Source organism: Caulobacter sp. GW822-FHT01G02 (genome assembly GCF_058802865.1).
This window is the reverse complement of the sequence record NZ_JBXAON010000001.1, coordinates 811,435-829,137: the sequence shown is the minus strand read 5'-3', so window position 1 is coordinate 829,137 and position 17,703 is coordinate 811,435. Positions and strand designations below refer to the sequence as shown.

General features: G+C 67.2%; 17 protein-coding genes and 2 tRNA genes. 6 read left to right on the top strand and 13 right to left on the bottom strand.

Going from position 1 to position 17,703, the window contains the following annotated elements; all coding sequences use genetic code 11:
• The 6 genes from rplB to AC1RNC_RS03830 are packed head-to-tail and all read right to left on the bottom strand — an operon-like array spanning position 1 to position 3,082.
• The gene (gene rplB, locus AC1RNC_RS03855) at positions 1 to 840 is read right to left on the bottom strand and encodes a 50S ribosomal protein L2 (protein WP_099579544.1); all 840 of its coding nucleotides are present in this window, start codon (positions 838 to 840) and stop codon (positions 1 to 3) included.
• A gap of 4 nt (positions 841 to 844) precedes the next feature.
• Entirely contained in the window at positions 845 to 1,141 is a 297-nt protein-coding gene (locus tag AC1RNC_RS03850) for a 50S ribosomal protein L23 (protein WP_004616934.1), read from the bottom strand.
• Positions 1,141 to 1,779, bottom strand: coding sequence for a 50S ribosomal protein L4 (gene rplD / locus AC1RNC_RS03845; protein WP_125159668.1), 639 nt, complete (start codon positions 1,777 to 1,779; stop codon positions 1,141 to 1,143). Before rplD ends, AC1RNC_RS03850 begins: the two co-directional genes overlap by 1 nt.
• Complete coding sequence (gene rplC, locus AC1RNC_RS03840; protein ID WP_492883847.1) at positions 1,779 to 2,543, bottom strand: 50S ribosomal protein L3; 765 nt, start codon at positions 2,541 to 2,543, stop codon at positions 1,779 to 1,781. Before rplC ends, rplD begins: the two co-directional genes overlap by 1 nt.
• Before the next feature lie 13 nt (positions 2,544 to 2,556).
• Positions 2,557 to 2,865: a 30S ribosomal protein S10 gene (rpsJ, locus tag AC1RNC_RS03835; RefSeq protein ID WP_004616952.1), complete on the bottom strand. Its 309-nt coding sequence runs from the start codon at positions 2,863 to 2,865 to the stop codon at positions 2,557 to 2,559.
• A 13-nt stretch (positions 2,866 to 2,878) separates the two neighbouring features.
• The gene (locus AC1RNC_RS03830) at positions 2,879 to 3,082 is read right to left on the bottom strand and encodes a hypothetical protein (RefSeq protein ID WP_492841093.1); all 204 of its coding nucleotides are present in this window, start codon (positions 3,080 to 3,082) and stop codon (positions 2,879 to 2,881) included.
• Positions 3,083 to 3,487: 405 nt separating this feature from the next.
• On the opposite strand from AC1RNC_RS03830, the gene AC1RNC_RS03825 reads away from it, so the two are divergent.
• Complete coding sequence (locus tag AC1RNC_RS03825; RefSeq protein WP_492841095.1) at positions 3,488 to 4,246, top strand: outer membrane protein; 759 nt, start codon at positions 3,488 to 3,490, stop codon at positions 4,244 to 4,246.
• 89 nt (positions 4,247 to 4,335) lie between these two features.
• Here AC1RNC_RS03825 and AC1RNC_RS03820 read toward each other — a convergent pair whose 3' ends face one another.
• The 4 genes from AC1RNC_RS03820 to fdhD form a co-directional block, all read right to left on the bottom strand.
• Positions 4,336 to 5,178 carry a GIN domain-containing protein gene (locus AC1RNC_RS03820; RefSeq protein ID WP_492883844.1) on the bottom strand — a complete coding sequence of 281 codons (843 nt, stop codon included), beginning with the start codon at positions 5,176 to 5,178 and terminating at the stop codon, positions 4,336 to 4,338.
• Positions 5,179 to 5,290: 112 nt separating this feature from the next.
• Positions 5,291 to 6,436 carry a GNAT family N-acetyltransferase gene (locus AC1RNC_RS03815; protein WP_492883842.1) on the bottom strand — a complete coding sequence of 382 codons (1,146 nt, stop codon included), beginning with the start codon at positions 6,434 to 6,436 and terminating at the stop codon, positions 5,291 to 5,293.
• A 52-nt stretch (positions 6,437 to 6,488) separates the two neighbouring features.
• Positions 6,489 to 8,807, bottom strand: a complete 2,319-nt coding sequence (locus AC1RNC_RS03810; RefSeq protein WP_492883840.1) for an FdhF/YdeP family oxidoreductase — start codon at positions 8,805 to 8,807, stop codon at positions 6,489 to 6,491.
• Complete coding sequence (gene fdhD, locus AC1RNC_RS03805; protein ID WP_492883838.1) at positions 8,807 to 9,622, bottom strand: formate dehydrogenase accessory sulfurtransferase FdhD; 816 nt, start codon at positions 9,620 to 9,622, stop codon at positions 8,807 to 8,809. Before fdhD ends, AC1RNC_RS03810 begins: the two co-directional genes overlap by 1 nt.
• A 133-nt stretch (positions 9,623 to 9,755) precedes the next feature.
• On the opposite strand from fdhD, the gene AC1RNC_RS03800 reads away from it, so the two are divergent.
• The 3 genes from AC1RNC_RS03800 to AC1RNC_RS03790 all read left to right on the top strand — a co-directional run bounded on the left by AC1RNC_RS03800 (position 9,756) and on the right by AC1RNC_RS03790 (position 13,170).
• Complete coding sequence (locus tag AC1RNC_RS03800; protein WP_492883836.1) at positions 9,756 to 11,408, top strand: FAD-dependent oxidoreductase; 1,653 nt, start codon at positions 9,756 to 9,758, stop codon at positions 11,406 to 11,408.
• A gap of 12 nt (positions 11,409 to 11,420) precedes the next feature.
• Positions 11,421 to 11,726, top strand: a complete 306-nt coding sequence (locus tag AC1RNC_RS03795) for a UBP-type zinc finger domain-containing protein (RefSeq protein ID WP_492883834.1) — start codon at positions 11,421 to 11,423, stop codon at positions 11,724 to 11,726.
• A 79-nt stretch (positions 11,727 to 11,805) separates the two neighbouring features.
• The gene (locus AC1RNC_RS03790) at positions 11,806 to 13,170 is read left to right on the top strand and encodes a serine hydrolase (protein ID WP_492883832.1); all 1,365 of its coding nucleotides are present in this window, start codon (positions 11,806 to 11,808) and stop codon (positions 13,168 to 13,170) included.
• 71 nt (positions 13,171 to 13,241) lie between these two features.
• Here the strand turns inward: AC1RNC_RS03790 and tuf are convergent, their stop codons facing one another.
• The 3 genes from tuf to AC1RNC_RS03775 all read right to left on the bottom strand — a co-directional run bounded on the left by tuf (position 13,242) and on the right by AC1RNC_RS03775 (position 14,751).
• Positions 13,242 to 14,432: an elongation factor Tu gene (gene tuf / locus AC1RNC_RS03785; protein ID WP_492883830.1), complete on the bottom strand. Its 1,191-nt coding sequence runs from the start codon at positions 14,430 to 14,432 to the stop codon at positions 13,242 to 13,244.
• 52 nt (positions 14,433 to 14,484) lie between these two features.
• Positions 14,485 to 14,558, bottom strand: a tRNA-Gly gene (locus tag AC1RNC_RS03780).
• Positions 14,559 to 14,665: 107 nt separating this feature from the next.
• Positions 14,666 to 14,751, bottom strand: a tRNA-Tyr gene (locus AC1RNC_RS03775).
• A 173-nt stretch (positions 14,752 to 14,924) separates the two neighbouring features.
• Here AC1RNC_RS03775 and rlmB point away from each other — a divergent pair.
• Positions 14,925 to 15,761, top strand: coding sequence for a 23S rRNA (guanosine(2251)-2'-O)-methyltransferase RlmB (gene rlmB, locus AC1RNC_RS03770; protein ID WP_492883828.1), 837 nt, complete (start codon positions 14,925 to 14,927; stop codon positions 15,759 to 15,761).
• 107 nt (positions 15,762 to 15,868) lie between these two features.
• The gene (stpX, locus tag AC1RNC_RS03765) at positions 15,869 to 17,596 is read left to right on the top strand and encodes a stalk-specific protein StpX (protein ID WP_492883826.1); all 1,728 of its coding nucleotides are present in this window, start codon (positions 15,869 to 15,871) and stop codon (positions 17,594 to 17,596) included.
• Positions 17,597 to 17,703: the final 107 nt, after the last annotated feature.

The following is a 17,703-nucleotide window of genomic DNA, read 5'->3' as shown; positions in this document are numbered from 1 at the left end:
TTAGCGGCCCTTCTTCGCTTTGTGGCGCGAACGGATGATGAACTTGTCCGTGGCCTTGTTGACGCGGGTCTTGGCGCCCTTGGTCGGCTTACCAGCCGGGGTCACCGGGTGGCGGCCGCCCGAGGTGCGACCTTCACCACCACCGTGGGGGTGGTCGACCGGGTTCATGGCGACACCGCGGACGTGCGGGCGACGGCCCATGTGACGAGAACGACCGGCTTTGCCGAGGTTCTGGTTCATGTGGTCGGGGTTCGAAACGGCGCCGACGGTGGCCATGCACGTATCGAGCACCATGCGCAGTTCGCCCGAGTTCAGGCGGATCTGGGCGTAGCCGGCGTCACGGCCGACCAGCTGGGCGTAGGCGCCAGCCGAACGGGCGATCTGACCGCCCTTGGCGGGCTTCAGCTCGATGTTGTGGATGATCGTGCCGATCGGCAGCGTGCGCAGCGGCGAGGCGTTGCCCGGCTTCACGTCGACCTTCTCGCCAGTGACGACTTCGTCACCAACCTTCAGGCGTTGCGGGGCCAGGATGTACGACAGCTCGCCATCGGCTTGATACTTGATCAGGGCGATGAAGGCGGTGCGGTTCGGATCGTACTCAAGACGAACGACCGAAGCCGTGCCTTGCTTACGACGCTTGAAGTCGACCAGACGATACAGGCGCTTGGCGCCGCCGCCGCGGAAACGGACCGCGATACGGCCATTGCCGCCGCGACCGCCCGACTTGGTCAGGCCTTCAACGAGCTTCTTCTCGGGCTTGCCCTTGTGAAGTTCGCTGCGGTCGATCAGCACCAGGCCGCGCTGGCCGGGGCTGGTCGGGTTGAAATGCTTCAAGGCCATCTGATTAGAGCCCCGTCGTGATGTCGATCGACTGGCCGTCGGCCAGGGTCACGATCGCTTTTTTGACGTCGTTGCGACGCCCGACGATGCCACGGAAGCGCTTGGTCTTGCCCTTGGTCACGATGGTGTTGACCTTCGTGACCTTGACCTTGAACAGCTCTTCGACGGCGGCGGCGATTTCGTCCTTGGTCGCGTCGTTGGCCACCTTGAAGACAACCTTGTTCTGCTCCGAGAGCAGGGTCGTCTTTTCGGTGATCACCGGCGACAGGATCGTGTCGTAGTGGCGAGCGGTGGCGGCCATTAGGCGGCTTCCTTCTCAGCGAAACGCGCCGAGATCGCTTCGACCGCGTCCTTGGTCAGGACGAGGGTCTGGCGACGCAGCACGTCGTAGACGTTCAGGCCGGCGTTCGGCAGGACATCCACGTTCGGGATGTTGCGGGCGGCGAGCTTGAAGTTCGCGTCCACTTCCGGACCGGCGATGACCAGGGCGTTCTTCAGACCGATCTTGTCGAAGTTGGCGCGCAGGGCGGCCGTCTTCGCTTCGGTCAGAATGGCGCTGTCCAGGACGACCAGCGCACCCGACTTGGCCTTCGACGACAGGGCGTGGCGCAGAGCCAGGGCCCGGATCTTCTTCGGCAGGTCGAAAGCGTGGCTACGGACGACAGGGCCGTGGGCCTTGGCGCCGCCGACGAACTGAGCCGCACGGCGCGAGCCGTGACGAGCGCCGCCGGTGCCCTTTTGCTTGTACATCTTCTTGCTCGTACGAGAGACCTCGTTACGAACCTGAATCTTGTGGTTACCCGAGCGGCGCTTGGCCAGCTGCCAGGTCACGACGCGCTGCAGGATGTCGCCGCGGATTTCGTCGATGCCGAAGATGGCGTCGTCGAGATCAACGGAACCGGCCTTGCCGCCGTCCAGTTTGATGACGTCGAGTTTCATTAGCCTTCGCCCTCTTCGGTCGCAGCCGCGGGGGCCTCTTCAGCGGGGGTCTCAGCGGCGGCCGGAGCTTCGCCAGCCTTGCGGAAGGCGCCCGGACGCGGAGCGTCGGCGGGCAGAGCCTTCTTCACGGCGTCGCGAACCTTCACGTAGCTGCCTTCGTGACCCGGGACAGCGCCCTTGATCAGGATCAGGCCGCGCTCGACGTCCACCTTCCAAACGGTGACGTTCAGCGTGGTGACGGTTTCCTGACCGAGGTGACCCGCCATCTTCTTGCCCGGGAACGTACGACCCGGATCCTGGCGGTTACCGGTCGAGCCGTGCGAGCGGTGCGAGACCGAGACACCGTGGGTGGCGCGGAGACCACCGAAGTTCCAGCGCTTCATGGCGCCGGCGAAGCCCTTACCGACGGTCACGCCTTGGATGTCGACCTTCTGGCCGGCGACGAAGTGGTCGGCCGTCAGTTCGGCGCCGACTTCGATCAGGGCGTTCTCTTCGACGCGGAACTCGGCGACGACGCGCTTCGGCTCAACGGCCGCCTTCGCGAAGTGACCGCGCATGGCGTTCGGGGTGTTCTTGGCCTTCTTGGCGCCGGCGCCGAGCTGGAGGGCGGTGTAGCCGTCCTTCTCAACGGTGCGCTGAGCGGTGACCTGGCAACCGTCGAGCGACAGGACGGTGACCGGCACGTGCTGACCAGCTTCGTCAAAGAAGCGGGTCATGCCGAGCTTCTTGGCGATGATGCCGGTGCGTTGGGTGGGGAGAGTCATGGATCGGCCCTCCTTACAGCTTGATTTCGACGTCAACGCCGGCCGACAGGTCGAGCTTCATCAGCGCGTCCACGGTCTGCGGAGTCGGGTCAACGATGTCGAGAACGCGCTTGTGCGTACGGATCTCGAACTGCTCGCGCGACTTCTTGTCGACGTGCGGCGAACGGTTGACGGTGAATTTCTCGATAAGCGTGGGCAGGGGGATGGGGCCCCGCACCGTCGCACCCGTACGCTTGGCCGTGTTGACGATCTCGCGCGTGGAATGATCCAACACGCGGTGATCGAAGGCCTTGAGCCGGATGCGGATGTTCTGACGATCCATATCGCTCGGTTTCCTAGTGGGCTGCGCCCGCGTCTCGAACCATTTCAAAGACCAACTCGAACTCCCGAGAGAGCTCGTACGCAGCGTCCGCAAAACAAATGACCCCCGCGGTTTCCCGCCGGGGCTGATGACCAGATATCACACCACCCTCTCGAAAGAAGGCTTGAGGCGCTATGTCCGGGCGTCTCGCGAACCGCGTTTGAGCCCGAGAGCTCACAGCCGGTCCAACAGAGGCGCGCTTGTACGTTCCGGAATCGGTTTCGTCAAGCGCTCTGTCCGGTTCCTCGCGCCTTTGTGGGACGCGACTCGTCGGGCCGGTTCTGAATAGGCGCCCTGCCCCCGCGGCGCAAGTCCCGCGAAAACATAACGTCGGTCTGCTTTTAACCTACATGGCCCAATGGTTAGCAAGAACGTGCGCCCGCTCGCGCGTAGGCGAAAATCTGACCCGCGCAAGTGTCACAAATTTGTATAAATCCGCCTTGAAGCGTCGCCGGCGATCTTGAGGCCAAGGTCGAACCTCCATAGATGCCGCCCCTCACCGACGGACTGGGCGGCCCCCTCCCCCCAACAACGACCGTCCAGCCAGCCGGTGAGCCACTCTTGTGTAAGGGGATACCCCACTATGAATACGAAGCTCTTCGCCACCGCCGCCCTGATCGCCGCCGCCGTCTCGGCCCCGGCCTTCGCCCAAAACATCGGTTCGGTCGGCGCCGCCGTGAACTACGCCGACGTCAACACCCGCGCCGGCGGCGCCAATGGCACGTCAGCCGTGCTCGACGGCTCGGTCGCCATCCCGCTCTCGGGCGCCTGGACCGTGACCGCCAACGGCGACGTCTCGATCTCGGACAACGACCTGTCGGACGAAACCGTCGCGTCGGGCGCCGTGCACCTGACCACCAAGCTGGGCGACACCGTGCGCGTCGGCGGCTTCACCGCCCTGTCGCGTCCGTCGAACGACACCCTGTGGGCGGTCGGCGCCGAAGCCCAGAAGTACCTGAACAACGTCACGCTGACGGGCCTGGTCGCCTACGGCCAGTCGAACGACCTGGACGCCGACCTGTACACCGTCCGCGGCGAAGCCCGTTACTTCGTGTCGGATAACTTCCGCCTGAACGCCGGCGCCGGCTGGTCGCGCATCGACACCAACGTCAACGCCGACCTGTGGGACGTGAACGCCGGTGGCGAATACAAGTTCGCCAACACCGGTTGGTCGACCTTCGCCAAGTACACCCACGCGGAATCGAAGGACCTGGCCAAGCTGAACTCGGACGCCGTGAAGGTCGGCTTCCGCTACACGTTCGGCGGCAGCCTGAAGGACCGCGATCGCGCCGGCGCCGACCTGGCCACGGCCAGCGACCTGTTCGGCTTCGGCGTCCGCTAAGGACGGCCTGGACCCAAGGTCCGGATATGAAGAAGGCCCCGGGAGCGATCCCGGGGCCTTCACTCTATATATATAGCGACGCTCGCCGATCAGCGGCCGCCGATGATCACGTCGCCCGAACCGGCCACATGCTTCTTGACCGCGCCGTTGACCTTGGCGATGCGCACGTCGCCCGAGCCGGCGACCGAGACGTCGACATCGTCGGCCTCGCCGTTGAAGGCAACGTCGCCCGACCCCATCACATTGACTTCGACCATGCGGCTGCGGCCGCCCAGTACGGTGATGTTGCCCGAACCGGCGATATTGCCTTCCAGCTTGCCGGCGATGCTGGCCACCTTGATGTCGCCCGAGCCCGCGATGCTGGCCTCCAGGTCACCCGAGATGGCCTGAGTCGCCACGTCGCCCGAGCCGGCGATGCTGATCTCGACCGACGACGCCGTGCCGGCCTTGGTGTCGCCCGAACCGGCCTGGCTGACGTGCAGTTCGCCCCTGGTGTTGGCCACGGTCCAGTCACCGCAGCCGGCATTGGCCAGGTTGACGCTGTCGGAGCGACCGATGTCGCCGAACACGGCGCCGCCAGCCTGCACCCGCACGTTCATCGGCACGCGCACGGCCACCTGCGGGAAGTTGTCGTAGGACACCTGGCCGACGCCGCGAACCTTCACCCAGACCTTGCCGTCGCGGCTGTTGCAGCTGTTGATCCGGTTCATGCGCAGGTCGCCATCGACGATCACCTCGTCGCCATTCTGGCGCACGCTCAGCGGCAGGTCGGCGTTGGTGGTGATGAACTCGACCTTCACATCGGTGCGGTTCTCGGGGATCACCACCACGCGCGCGACGGCGTCCTTGATCTTCACGGACGGTGCGGCTTGAGCGGCGCCAGCGGCGGTGACGGCGGCGGCCAGAACGGCCAGGGTAGTCAGAGCGCGCATCGATGTTCTCCCCTCGATTGCGTGTAATTCGATAAGGGGAAGCTAGCGGTCGCCCGACAAGGTTTCGACTTAATTCGAGGTCATGACCGCGATGTCATATAACGCGGGTCGCCTAGTCGACCATCATCGCGGCCAAGCTCAGTCCCAACCCCAGTCCTAGGCCCACGCCCGCCCCCAGCCTGGGATGGCGGCGCGCCATGGCGGCCATGAAGCCCGTGCCGCCCCGGATTTGGCCGACCAGGCCAGGCTCGCAGGCCACGATGCGGTCGAGCCGCCGGGCTAGCCGCGAAACGCCGAAGCCGCGCATCGACAGCCCCCGTGAGGAGGCTCGCCGCTCGATCAGCCCTTCGAACGCCGCCTCGGCCGGATCGGCGAAGTCGCGCTTGTAGGCGTCGGCGTCGACGCCGAAATCCACGCGCGTGACGCCACGCGCCGCGGCGGTCTTCAGGGTGTCCAATGTCATCAGGCTGCCCGGCGAGTATTTGGCGAAGGCCGGGTCGTAGATCGGGAACCACAGGTGATGCCGCGCGCCCGAGGTCAGGCCCAGCTCGGCGGCGACGAGCGCGCCGCCCGCCTTCAGCACCGCCAGCCGCAGCCCGAAGTCCGGCGCGTCGATCTCGGCCAGCCGATGCAGCAGCGCGACCGTCCAGCCGCAGGCGAAGATGTCGTACTGGTGCGTGCGCGCTAGCTGAGCCCGCTTGCGATCGATGACCAGGTCGATTTCCGCCCGTGTCGGCCGCTCGAAGTCGAACGACAGCGGGCCGTGATCGCGCTCCAGGGCCCGCCGACGGCGGCGCTTGTCCTTCAGGAACCGCGTGTCGCGGCTGGCCAGGTAGGCGTCAAAGCCCTGCGAGAGATCGGCGGCCATCGCGCGACGGGCCGACAGCCCCGGCCGGTCCGCCTCCCCCGCCCCGATCAGGCCGCTGACCCGCGCGCGGCGCACGCCCTCCAGGCGCGGCAACAGCGCGCCGATGGAGAGATTCGGCTCGGCGATCAGACCGTGGAAGTCGCTGAGCGGCGCGGCCAGGGGCTGCAGCAGGCCGCCCCGCTGCTGGAACGGCAGGAATCCGCGAACCGCCCCGTCCTCGCGAATGACAGCGATCCGGGCGTTCGGCGCGACCTGGCTGGCGGCCTCCACGAAGCGCAGGTCGAAATAAGGACTGGCTAGGGCGGGGTCTTCCTCGCGGAAGCGGCTCCAGAGCGCGCGCTCGGCCGCTCCCAGCTCTGAAACCACCACGGTCTCGACATCCACGCCCACGCCCTCTCCCTTGGGTTGGGCGCATTAGACATAGCGGCTCCTAACAACCGCTTTAGTTGCGCGCCGCCGCGCCTTGCCAAGCGGTCTGGTGAGGACGCAAGCGCACGGGGGCGGACTTGTAGGCCGGGGTGCCCGAGCGCTGGTCATGGTCGTCCAGCGACACCACGACATTGGTCTCGGGATAGTATGCCGCCAGGCAGCCCGGCGGAATGTCGCGCGCCACCACGGTGAAGGCCCGCACGATCCGCTCGCCGGTCTCGTCGAACGCCGCGCCCAGGTCGACGAGGTCGCCTTGCGCCAGGCCCAGCCGGGCCATGTCGTCGGGGTTGGCGAAGATCACGTCACGCCGGCCGAACACCCCGCGATAGCGGTCGTTCAGCCCATAGATCGTGGTGTTGTACTGGTCGTGGCTACGCAGGGTGGTCAGGATCATCACGTCCGGATCGCCCTGGCGCGGATCGCCGCCCTTGGGGTTGAACGGCAGAAAGTTGGCCTTGCCGCTGGCCGTCTTCCACACCCGCTCCGTCGGCCCGACCGGCAGACGGAAGCCGCCCGGAACGCGGACCCTGTCATTATAGTCTTCGAAGCCTGGGAAGACCCGAGCGATCAGATCGCGGATGGCGTCGTAGTCGTCGGCCAGACCCAGCCAGTCGACATGCGGGTCGTGGCCGAAGGTCGCGTGAGCGATCCCCGATACGATAGCCGGCTCTGACATCAGGTGCTCGGACGCCGGCGGATTGAGGCCGCGCGAGGCGTGGACCATCGACATCGAGTCCTCGACCGTCACCGACTGGCGCACGCCGGCGCGGACGTCCATCTCGGTGCGACCCAGGCAGGGCAGCAGGATCGCCGCCTTGCCGATCAGCAGGTGCGTGCGGTTGGGCTTGGTGGCGATGTGGACGGCCATGTCCAGCTTGCGCATGGCCGCGAAGGTCCGCACCGGGTCCGGCGCGGCCACCGCGAAATTGCCGCCCAGGCCCAGAAACATCTTGGACCGGCCAGCTTCCATCGCCTCGATCGTCTCGACCACCGTATGGCCGTGCTCGCGCGGCGGTTCGAAGCCGAAGGCGGCCTGGATCGCGTCCGACAGCGCCTTGGACGGCTTCTCCCAGATGCCGACCGTGCGGTTGCCCTGCACGTTGGAGTGTCCGCGCAATGGGCAGATCCCCGCCCCTTCCCGACCGATATTGCCTTTCAGCAGCAGCAGATTGACCAGCTGCTGCACCGTGCCGGAACTGTCGCGATGCTGGGTAAGGCCCATGCCGTAGCAGAGGATGGTGGCCTTGGCCTGGGCGTAGACCGTCGCCGCCTCTTCGATCCGTTCGCGGGACATGCCGCTGCCGGCCTCGATCTCGGCCCAGTCCATGGCCTCGAGCTGGGCGGCCAGGATCTCGAAGCCGGCGGTGTGTTCTTCGATGAAGGCGCGATCCTGGACGCCGCCGTCGCGGGCCTCCATGGCCAGCACCGCCTTCATCATGCCTTGCACGAAGGCCGCGTCGCCGCCGATCTTCAGCTGGAAATAGGCCGAGGCGATCGGGGTCGAACTCAGGGTCGCCATCTCGACCGGATCCTGCGGCGCGGCGAACTTCTCCAGCGCTCGTTCCTTCAGCGGATTGAAGGCCAGGATCGTCGCGCCGCGCCGGCTGGCGTCGCGCAGCGAGGTCATCATCCGTGGATGGTTGGTGCCGGGATTGTGCCCGAAGCACAGGATCAGGTCGGCGTGGTCGAAGTCCTCCAGGGTCACCGAACCCTTGCCCAGGCCGATCGAGTCCGGCAGGCCGACGCTGGTCGGCTCGTGGCACATGTTCGAGCAGTCCGGGAAATTATTGGTCCCGAACCGCCGGCCCAGCAGCTGATAAAGGAAGGCCGCCTCGTTCGAGGCTCGTCCCGATGCGTAGAACTCCGCTTCATTCGGATGGGCCAAGGCCTTGAGCGCTCCGCCGGCGCGGGCGAAGGCCTCGCCCCACGAAATCGCTTTATAACGGTCGTCGGCCGGATCGTAGGCCATCGGCTCGGTCAGCCGGCCCAGGTCCTCGATGGCGTGATCGGTCCAGGTCAACAGCTCGCTGACCGTATGCTGGGCGAAGACCTCCGGCGTGGCGCGCTTGGTCGTCGCCTCCCAGGCCACGGCCTTGGCGCCGTTCTCGCAGAACTCGAAGGACGAGGTGTGCTTGGGATCGGGCCAGGCGCAGCCGGGGCAGTCGAAGCCCTCGGGCTGGTTGGCCCGCATCAAGGTCTTGCCGCCCTCGACGACCGTCTCCTGGTCGACCAGAGCGCCGGCCACGGCCTTCAGCGCGTCCCAGCCGCCGGCGGGATGGGTGTAGGGGCGAACGCCCTCGACCTTGCCTGGAGCAACCTTGTCGTCCGCCATCAGACTGGCTCCAACTCTGACTCTATAAGACGCTCGCCGCCAGCGAACACCGCGTGGCCGTCGGCGCGGGCCAGGGCGACCAGCGTCAGGTTGGCCTCCTGCGCCTTGATCACCGCCAGCTCGGTCGGGGCCGAGACCGCGACCAGGATCGAACAGCCCATCCGCGCGGTCTTTTCGACCATCTCGAACGAGGCGCGGCTGGTGACGACGATGAAGCCGTCCGCCGCCGAGATCTTCTGGCGCGCCATCAGGCCGGCCAGCTTGTCGAGGGCGTTGTGCCGGCCGACATCCTCGCGCACCGCGACCAGGCCGCCCACTCTATTGAAGAAGGCCGCCGCGTGGGTGGCGCGGGTCAGGCGACCCAGGGCCTGCTCGGCCTCCAGCGCCGCCAGAGCGAGCGGTATGGCCGCGTGTTCGATCCGCGCGCCCTCGCCCAGCACCGGCAGCGGCCGCACCGCGTCCGCCAGCCGCTGTACGCCGCAGAGCCCGCAGCTGGAGCGGCCTTCCAGGTTGCGCGGTCGCGCCTTTTTGGCCAGGGCGCCGGGCGCCAGGCGGATATCGACCAGAATCCCCAACGCCTCGTCCTTGCGGACGATGTCCAGCACGTCGCCGGCGGCGGCTATGCCTTCGGTGATCACGAAGCCCAGGGCCAGGTCCTCGACATCCCGCGGCGTGGCCATCAGCACCGTGTGCGGACGGCCATCGAACGAGAGGCCCACGGCCGTCTCGCGCGGCAGGGGCCGCTCGAGGGCCTGGACAGGAGTCCCGGCGCGCCATTGCACGGCGGGGCGTGGGGTAGCGGAGGAACGCGACATGGTCGAAACCTAGGCCTCACTTCGTGCGAAAGGAACCATTCGATCGAATGACTCCGTCACGTCACCGCACGAATGTTCAAATCCGTCACCTTCAACGGATGACCGCGAGCCGTTCCTGACGCAATCTCCTCCCATGGCTGGCACGACCTTCGACACCCGACGCGCGCAGATGCTTCCCCGGCTGGAGACGGCCGAGATCGATCGGCTGCGCCGCTTCGGCCATGTCGTCCATGCAGAGCCCGGCGCGGCCCTGGCCACGGCCGGCGTCGCCTCGCCCGGCCTGTTCGTCATCCTGGCCGGTCGGGTGGCGATCAGCCGCCGCGACGCCCACGACGAAAGCCAGCCGATCGTCGAGCACGCCGCCGGCCAGTTCGTCGGCGAGATCGCCCAGCTGTCGGGGCGTCCCTCTCTGGTCGACGTCAAGGCCCTCACCCAGGTCGAGGCGCTGCTGATCGCCCCGGAGCGTCTGCGCGCCGTGCTGGTCGCCGAGGCCGAGCTGGGCGAACAGATCATGCGCGCCCTGATCCTGCGCCGCGTCAGCCTGATCGAGACCGGCGCCGGCGGCCCGATCATCATCGGCCGCGAAGCCGACGCCGAGGTCATCCGCCTGTCGGGATTCCTGGCGCGCAACGGCCATCCCTACCAGCACCTCGACCCCGACCAGATGGACTGCGCCAAAGTGCTGATCGAGCGCTTCCAGGTCGACGACAGCGAACTGCCGATCGTGCTGTGTCCGAACGGCGAGATCCTGCGAAAGCCGACCAATCACCAGTTGGGCCGCTGTATCGGCCTGGTCGGACCGATCGACGCCAACCGCCTCTATGACGTCGCCATCGTCGGGGCGGGGCCGGCGGGTCTCGCGACCGCCGTCTACGCCGCCTCGGAGGGGCTGTCGGTGCTGGTGCTGGACACCCGCGCCTTCGGCGGCCAGGCCGGAGCCTCGGCGCGGATCGAGAACTATCTGGGCTTTCCCACCGGCATCACCGGCATGGCCCTGATGGGCCGCGCCTACGGCCAGGCCCAGAAGTTCGGGGCCGAGCTGGCCATTCCCGACGAGGTCGCCTCGCTGGTCTGCGACGACGACGGGCAGCATCGCTATCGCCTGTCCCTCGCCAGCGGCGAGACCGCCCAGGCCAAGACCGTGGTCATCGCCAGCGGCGCCCGCTATCGCCGGCTGGAGGTCGAGAACCTCGACCGCTTCGAAGGCGCCTGCGTCCACTACTGGGCCTCGCCGCTGGAGGCCAAGCTGTGCGCCGGCCAGGAGGTCGCCCTGGTCGGGGCCGGCAACTCCGCGGGCCAGGCCGCGGTCTATCTGGCCAGCCAGGTCAAGAAGGTCTGGATGATCGTGCGCGGCGAGAGCCTGGCGGCGACCATGTCCCGCTACCTGATCGACCGGATCGAGAGCACGCCCAATATCGAGGTCATCGTCAAAAGCGCGATCGTCGACCTCGAAAGCGAGGACGGCAAGCCCAACCAGCTGTCGGCCGTGCGCTGGCGCGGTCCGGACGGCGTCGAGACCGTCCAGGCGATCAGCCACCTCTTCCTGTTCATCGGCGCCGCGCCCAACACCGCCTGGCTGACCCATTGCCATGTGGAGCTGGACAATCACGGCTTCGTCCGCACCGGGACCGACCTCGCGCCCGGCCATCCGCTGCTGCAGACCAGCCGCAAGGGCGTGTTCGCGATCGGCGACGTCCGGGCCGGCTCGGTCAAGCGGGTCGGGGCCGCCATCGGCGAAGGCGCACAGGCCGTCGCCGCCATCCACGCCTATCTCGCCGAAGCCTAGAGGACCGCGCTCATGACCTGCACGCACGGCGACTCCATCCATCACGTCACGCCCGGCTCCAAGGGCTGCGAGGAGTGCCTGAAGACCGGCGGCTGGTGGGTCCACCTGCGCCTGTGCCGGACCTGCGGCCATGTCGGCTGCTGCGACGACAGCCCCAGCAGGCACGCCACCGCCCATTTCCGCGCGACCAAGCATCCGATCATCGAGGGCTACGATCCGCCCGAGGGCTGGGGCTGGTGCTTCATGGACGAGGAATTCGTCGAACTGCCCGACCAGACGCCGCAAGTCGGACCGATCCCACGGTTCGTCGAGGGCTGAGCGCCAAGGTTACGCATCCTTAAATTGCGGCCGGGATCGCCAGGGGTGATCGTCGCCTCTCAATCGAGGGGACGTTTCCATGAAGCTCAAGATCCTGGCGCTCGGCGCTGCCAGCCTGCTGCTGACCAGCCCGGCCCTGGCCGCGGGTCAAAGCTGCCCCGCCGACTACGCCAAGCAGGCCCGCGCCCTGGTGGAAGAGCAGGTCAAGGCCGGCCGCTTCACGGGTTCGGTGTTGGTGGCCAAGGACGGCGCGCCACTGCTGCGCGAAGGCTTCGGCGCGGCGGATCGCGAATGGGACATTCCCAACGCCCCCGACACCAAGTTCCGCCTCGGCTCGCTGACCAAGCAGTTCACCGCCACCGCGATCCTGCAGCTGGCCGAGGCCGGCAAGCTGTCGGTCGACGATCCCGTCTCCAAGTTCTACGCCGACGCCCCGACGGCCTGGTCGAAGATCACGATCAAGCACCTGCTGAACCACACCTCCGGCATCCCCAGCTACACGGGCATTCCGGATTTCTTCTCCAAGGGTACTTCGAAGCTGCCTCTGAAGCCCGAGGAGATCGTCAAGCTCACCCAGGACAAGCCCCTGGAGTTCGAGCCAGGCACGAAGTTCGCCTATGACAACACCGGCTACATCCTGCTGGGCGTCGTCATCGAGAAGGTCTCGGGCCAGACCTATGCCGATTATGTGAACCAGCACATCTTCCAGCCGCTGGGCATGAGGAACACCGGCTACGACATCAGCGGCGAGATCCTGGCCAAGCGCGCCTCGGGCTACCAGCCCGGCAAGGCGGGCTGGCGCAACGCCGACTATCTGGACATGAGCCTGCCCTACGCGGCCGGCTCGCTCTATTCGACGGTCGATGATCTGCTGATCTGGAACACCGCCCTGACGGACGGCAAGATCCTGACCGACGCCTCGCGCAAGGCCGCCTGGACCGAGAACCTCAACCACTACGGCTACGGCTGGAGCGTCGGGGTGCAGGACGGCCACGAGCGAGTGTCGCACAGCGGCGGCATCAACGGTTTCGCCACCGCCATGCATCGCTACCCGAAGGACGGCCTGGTCACGATCGTGTTGTCGAACTTCCAGGCCGCGCCGGCGACGCCGATGGCCAACAACCTGGCGGGCCTGTGCTTCGGGACCTATGCGGCGCCCAAGGCCGTCGCCCTGTCGACCGCGACCCTGGACAAGTATGTCGGCGCCTACGCCCTGAGCCCGACCTTCATCCTCAAGGTGTTCCGCGATGGCGACAAGCTGGTCACCCAGGCCACCGGCCAGGGCCCGGTCGCCATCGTCGCCACCGCCCCGGGCGAGTTCACGGCGGTCGGACCCGACGCCAAGCTGAGCTTCAAGCAGACGGGCGATGCGCCGGCGACGGCGCTGGTGTTGCACCAAGGCGGTCGCGACATGGAAGCGCCGCGTGTGGCGGACAAACCGTAAGCAAAAAGGCCCCGGAGATTGCTCTCCAGGGCCTTCGCTAGATCAATTCAGCGCGTGCTGAAGAAGGTCGATTACTCGACGATCTTCGCGACCACGCCGGCGCCGACCGTGCGGCCGCCTTCGCGGATGGCGAAGCGCAGGCCTTGGTCCATGGCGATCGGGGTGATCAGCTCGACGTCCAGCTCGGCGTTGTCGCCCGGCATGATCATTTCCACGCCTTCCTTCAGCTTGATGATGCCGGTGACATCGGTCGTGCGGAAGTAGAACTGCGGACGGTAGTTGGTGAAGAACGGGGTGTGACGGCCGCCTTCTTCCTTGTTCAGGATGTAGGCCTCGGCCACGAACTTGGTGTGCGGGGTGATCGAACCCGGCTTGCAGAGCACTTGGCCGCGCTCGACGTCTTCACGCTTGGTGCCGCGCAGCAGCACGCCCACGTTGTCGCCAGCTTGACCTTGGTCCAGCAGCTTGCGGAACATTTCGACGCCCGTGCAGGTCGTCTTCTGGACCGGACGGATGCCGACGATCTCGACTTCCTCGCCGACCTTGACGACGCCCTTTTCGATACGGCCCGTGACCACGGTGCCGCGGCCCGAGATCGAGAACACGTCTTCGACCGGCATCAGGAACGGCAGGTCAACGGGGCGTTCCGGCTGCGGGATGTAGGCGTCGACCGAAGCCATCAGCGCCAGGATCGCGTCTTCGCCGATCTTGGCGTCGCGGCCTTCCACGGCGGCCAGGGCCGAACCCTTGGTGATCGGGATATCGTCGCCCGGGAACTGGTACGAGCTCAGCAGCTCGCGCACTTCCATTTCGACGAGCTCCAGCAGCTCTTCGTCGTCGACCATGTCGACCTTGTTCATGAACACGACCAGGGCCGGCACGCCGACCTGACGGGCCAGCAGGATGTGCTCGCGGGTCTGCGGCATCGGGCCGTCGGCGGCCGACACGACCAGGATCGCGCCGTCCATCTGGGCCGCGCCCGTGATCATGTTCTTCACGTAGTCGGCGTGGCCGGGGCAGTCGACGTGCGCGTAGTGACGGTTGGCCGTCTCATACTCGACGTGCGCGGTGTTGATCGTGATGCCGCGGGCCTTTTCTTCCGGCGCGGCGTCGATGTCGGCGTAGTTCTTGGCGGTCGCGCCGCCCGTCTTCGCCAGCGTGATCGTGATCGCCGCCGTCAGCGTCGTCTTGCCATGGTCAACGTGACCAATGGTGCCGATGTTGCAGTGCGGCTTAGTGCGTTCGAACTTTTCCTTGGCCATCGTCTCTACCTTCGCGCCGGCGGGTGTTGTTGGGGTAACTCATATGGGGAGCTGGAGCGGGTAGCGGGAATCGAACCCGCATCCTCAGCTTGGAAGGCTGCTGCACTACCATTGTGCTATACCCGCCTTATCACCCAATCGTGGGCTAGCGGGGTCGCGATCGGCTCCCGGTCTCTGGCTCTGGGACCCATCTTGCCTTCAGGACGCGCCCGTCTCGAAACTCGTCGCGTGCATGGTGGGGGAAGCAGGACTCGAACCTGCGAAGGCGTACGCCAGGGGATTTACAGTCCCCCCCCTTTGCCACTCGGGACATTCCCCCAAGCACGCGACGGAGTTCCGAAGCCGGCGGCCTTTAGCCGGTTCGATGCGCAACGGCAAGCCGTTGAACTTCGAACCAGAACAAAAGCTTCTTTGGACGGTGACGGACGATGCTAAGAGCAGCGCCGGCCGGCTAAGAAACCCTTGGGGCCCCAAATCGGAGCGCGTCTTATAGTGTCCTCTCATTCCGAACGCAACGACCGGAAACGTCCTTCTGCACCCGGACGCGATTTTCGTTCCAAGCCCCGGAATAAAAACGAGTTTTCTCGCGGGCAAGGCGACGCCAAGGACTGGATTTGGGGAACGCACGCCGTCGAGGCGGCGCTTTCCAACCCGCTGCGGCCGGCGCCGAAGCGCCTTCTGGCGACCCCGGACCGCGCCAAGCGACTCGGCCCCGATCTGCAGAAGCTGACCTGCCTGCAGGTGATGGAGGGCCAGGAGATCGCCAAGCACCTGCCGCAGGGCGCCGTGCACCAGGGCCTGGCCCTGAAGATCGACGAGGCCGAGTCCCTGTCGATCGCCGAGATGGGCTCGCCCGCCAAGGGGCTGCTGGTGATGCTGGACCAGATCACCGACCCGCAGAACATCGGGGCCATCTTCCGCTCGGCCGCCGCCTTCGGGGCCAGGGGCGTGATCCTGCAGGATCGCCACGCCCCGGTGCTCTCCGGCGTCCTGGCCAAGACCGCCGTGGGCGCGGTGGACAAGGTCGCGCACGCGCGCGTGGTCAATCTGTCCCGCGCCCTGGAGGAACTGGCCGACATGGGCTGGCGGGCCGTGGCCCTGGCCGGCGAGGCCGAGGAAAGCCTGGAGGCCGTACTCGACCACCAGCCCACAGTCCTCGTTCTGGGTTCGGAGGGCGAAGGCGTTCGTCGTCTTGTCGCGGAACATTGCGACGCCTTGGGAAAGATCCCGATGCCCGGCGGGTTCGAAAGCCTGAACGTGTCGGCCGCGGCGGCCATCGCGCTTTATGAAGCCTCGAAAGTTCGCGCGCAGGACGAAACTGTTTCGTGAATCCCTTTTAACCGTTTTGATTTCGTCGCAAGCACGTGCTCTTCTCGCGAACAATGGTCCGCGAGCGCTTGCTCGCGGAGGAGTTAGACATGGGATCGGGGGACCCGATGTTTGGACGTAAGGTACGCTTGGCCGCCTTGGCCACTACGGCGGTCGGCGTTCTGATGCTTGCCGGCTGCAGCGCCGGCGACCAGGTGAGCGCGCCGCCGCCGCCCAGCGACCGCCAGGATGCGTCCATGACGCCGGAGTTGATGGGGGCCGCGCCGCCGCCCAGCGCCGATCAGGCTCAGGACGGCCTGCTGGGTGGTCCGAGCCAGGCGCAAGCCCAGGCCCGCGCCGACGCCGGCGTGGAGTCCAGACCTCTGCCGCCGCCGCCTTCGCGCAATTCGCATCTGAAGACCTGGCGCCGCCCGGACGGCACGCTGGTCACGGCCATGCGCCCGATCGCCAATCCGAAGGGCTCCAGCCGCTACGAACAGAAGCCGCATCGCGTCCACGCGACGATCCCGGCCGCCCCGACGGCTCACGCGGTGTCGAAGCCGACGCCCAAGCCGATGGTCGTCGCCAAGCCGGTGACCCCGAAGACGGTCGCCTCGGCTCCCGCGCCCGTCCAGGCCGTCAAGCCGGCCGTGCCCGCCGCGCCGCTGGCCAAGCCGCCGGTCGTGGCCGCCAAGCCGCCGGTCGTTCCGGCCGCTCCCGCGAAGCCGGCGACCAAGCTCGAGAAACTGCAGGCCGTCGTCGCGCCCGCCGCCACCAATGGCGCGGTCCTGGCCGCCGGCGAGAGCCTGGGCAAGAACCAGCCCGGCCAGGTGACCCTGTCGCTGCCGGCCACGCTGGGCGACCTGATCAAGCAGGAAGCCGCCAAGCTGGGCCTGACCAAGGCCGCCAAGAAGACCAGCGCCTATGCCGAACTCTCGGGCGAAGGCTATGAAGTCACCCCGAACGGCCGTCAGACGGCCGTGGTCAAGCCGGGCGAGCCGACCACCTTCGCCTGGCAGGTCAAGCCCGGTCCGGAGGCCAAGGGCCAGCTGACGTCGCGGTTCGGCCTCGAGCTGAACGGCGCCAAGACCCCGCAAGGCTTCTCGCTGGGCGAGATCAGCAAGCGCGTCGCCGCCCTGCCGGAACAGGCCAAGAAGGGCGTGGGCAAGCTCGACCTGGGCGCCCTGAACGGAAACGTCACGCTGCCGGGCCTCGGCGCCGTGCCGATCAAGACCGCCCTGGGCTCAGCCCTGGTGCTGCTGGCGCTGATCATCCTGGTCGGCGTCTCGCGCAGCGCCTCGGCGGCGCGTCGTCGCGCCGAGCGCCAGCGCAAGTACCGCACCCTGACCGACTACGGCCGCAACGAGATGGAGTATGAGCAGGAGCAGCACGCCCCGGCCTCGACCCATGTCTCGCACGTCAACCCGTTCCTGGCCGCCGCCGGCGGCGCGGTGGCCGGCGCGGCGGTCGCTTCGGCGGTCTCGCATCATGACGACCACGGTCATGGCCACGACGATCATGGCCAGGCGCATGATAGCCATGGCCACGACGCTCACGCCCACGATGGCCATGCCGCGCATGACGGCCACGGCCACGATCTGCACGCCGAGGCTCATCCCGAGCCGCACGCGCCGGCCGAGCACGTCGGCTACGTGAACCCGATGGTCGCCGCCGCCTCGGCCCACCCGGTCGGCCATGACGACCACGGCCACGACACGCACGCCGCGGTGCATGACGAGCACCACGGCGAACATGCCGCGACTCACGACGAGCCCGCGCACGCCGCGCCCGGTCATGACGCTCACGCCGCCGGGCATCACGACGCCCACCACAAGGAACCCGAGCACGCCCACTAGGGCCCGCGCCGGACGAAAAAGCGACGCCCCGGATCGATGGTCCGGGGCGTCGTCGTATTTGCGGCGGACCTGACCTTTTTGCGCCTTGCATCGCCGCGCGCCTCACC

Coding starts and splice junctions, on each gene's coding strand:
- AC1RNC_RS03825 (WP_492841095.1), top strand. CDS start 3,488: ATGAATACGAAGCTCTTCGCCACCGCCGCCCTGATCGCCGCCGCCGTC.
- rplB (WP_099579544.1), bottom strand. CDS start 840: ATGGCCTTGAAGCATTTCAACCCGACCAGCCCCGGCCAGCGCGGCCTG.
- AC1RNC_RS03800 (WP_492883836.1), top strand. CDS start 9,756: ATGGCTGGCACGACCTTCGACACCCGACGCGCGCAGATGCTTCCCCGG.
- fdhD (WP_492883838.1), bottom strand. CDS start 9,622: ATGTCGCGTTCCTCCGCTACCCCACGCCCCGCCGTGCAATGGCGCGCC.
- rplC (WP_492883847.1), bottom strand. CDS start 2,543: ATGACTCTCCCCACCCAACGCACCGGCATCATCGCCAAGAAGCTCGGC.
- stpX (WP_492883826.1), top strand. CDS start 15,869: ATGTTTGGACGTAAGGTACGCTTGGCCGCCTTGGCCACTACGGCGGTC.
- tuf (WP_492883830.1), bottom strand. CDS start 14,432: ATGGCCAAGGAAAAGTTCGAACGCACTAAGCCGCACTGCAACATCGGC.
- rplD (WP_125159668.1), bottom strand. CDS start 1,779: ATGAAACTCGACGTCATCAAACTGGACGGCGGCAAGGCCGGTTCCGTT.
- AC1RNC_RS03795 (WP_492883834.1), top strand. CDS start 11,421: ATGACCTGCACGCACGGCGACTCCATCCATCACGTCACGCCCGGCTCC.
- rpsJ (WP_004616952.1), bottom strand. CDS start 2,865: ATGGATCGTCAGAACATCCGCATCCGGCTCAAGGCCTTCGATCACCGC.
- AC1RNC_RS03850 (WP_004616934.1), bottom strand. CDS start 1,141: ATGGCCGCCACCGCTCGCCACTACGACACGATCCTGTCGCCGGTGATC.
- AC1RNC_RS03820 (WP_492883844.1), bottom strand. CDS start 5,178: ATGCGCGCTCTGACTACCCTGGCCGTTCTGGCCGCCGCCGTCACCGCC.
- AC1RNC_RS03810 (WP_492883840.1), bottom strand. CDS start 8,807: ATGGCGGACGACAAGGTTGCTCCAGGCAAGGTCGAGGGCGTTCGCCCC.
- AC1RNC_RS03790 (WP_492883832.1), top strand. CDS start 11,806: ATGAAGCTCAAGATCCTGGCGCTCGGCGCTGCCAGCCTGCTGCTGACC.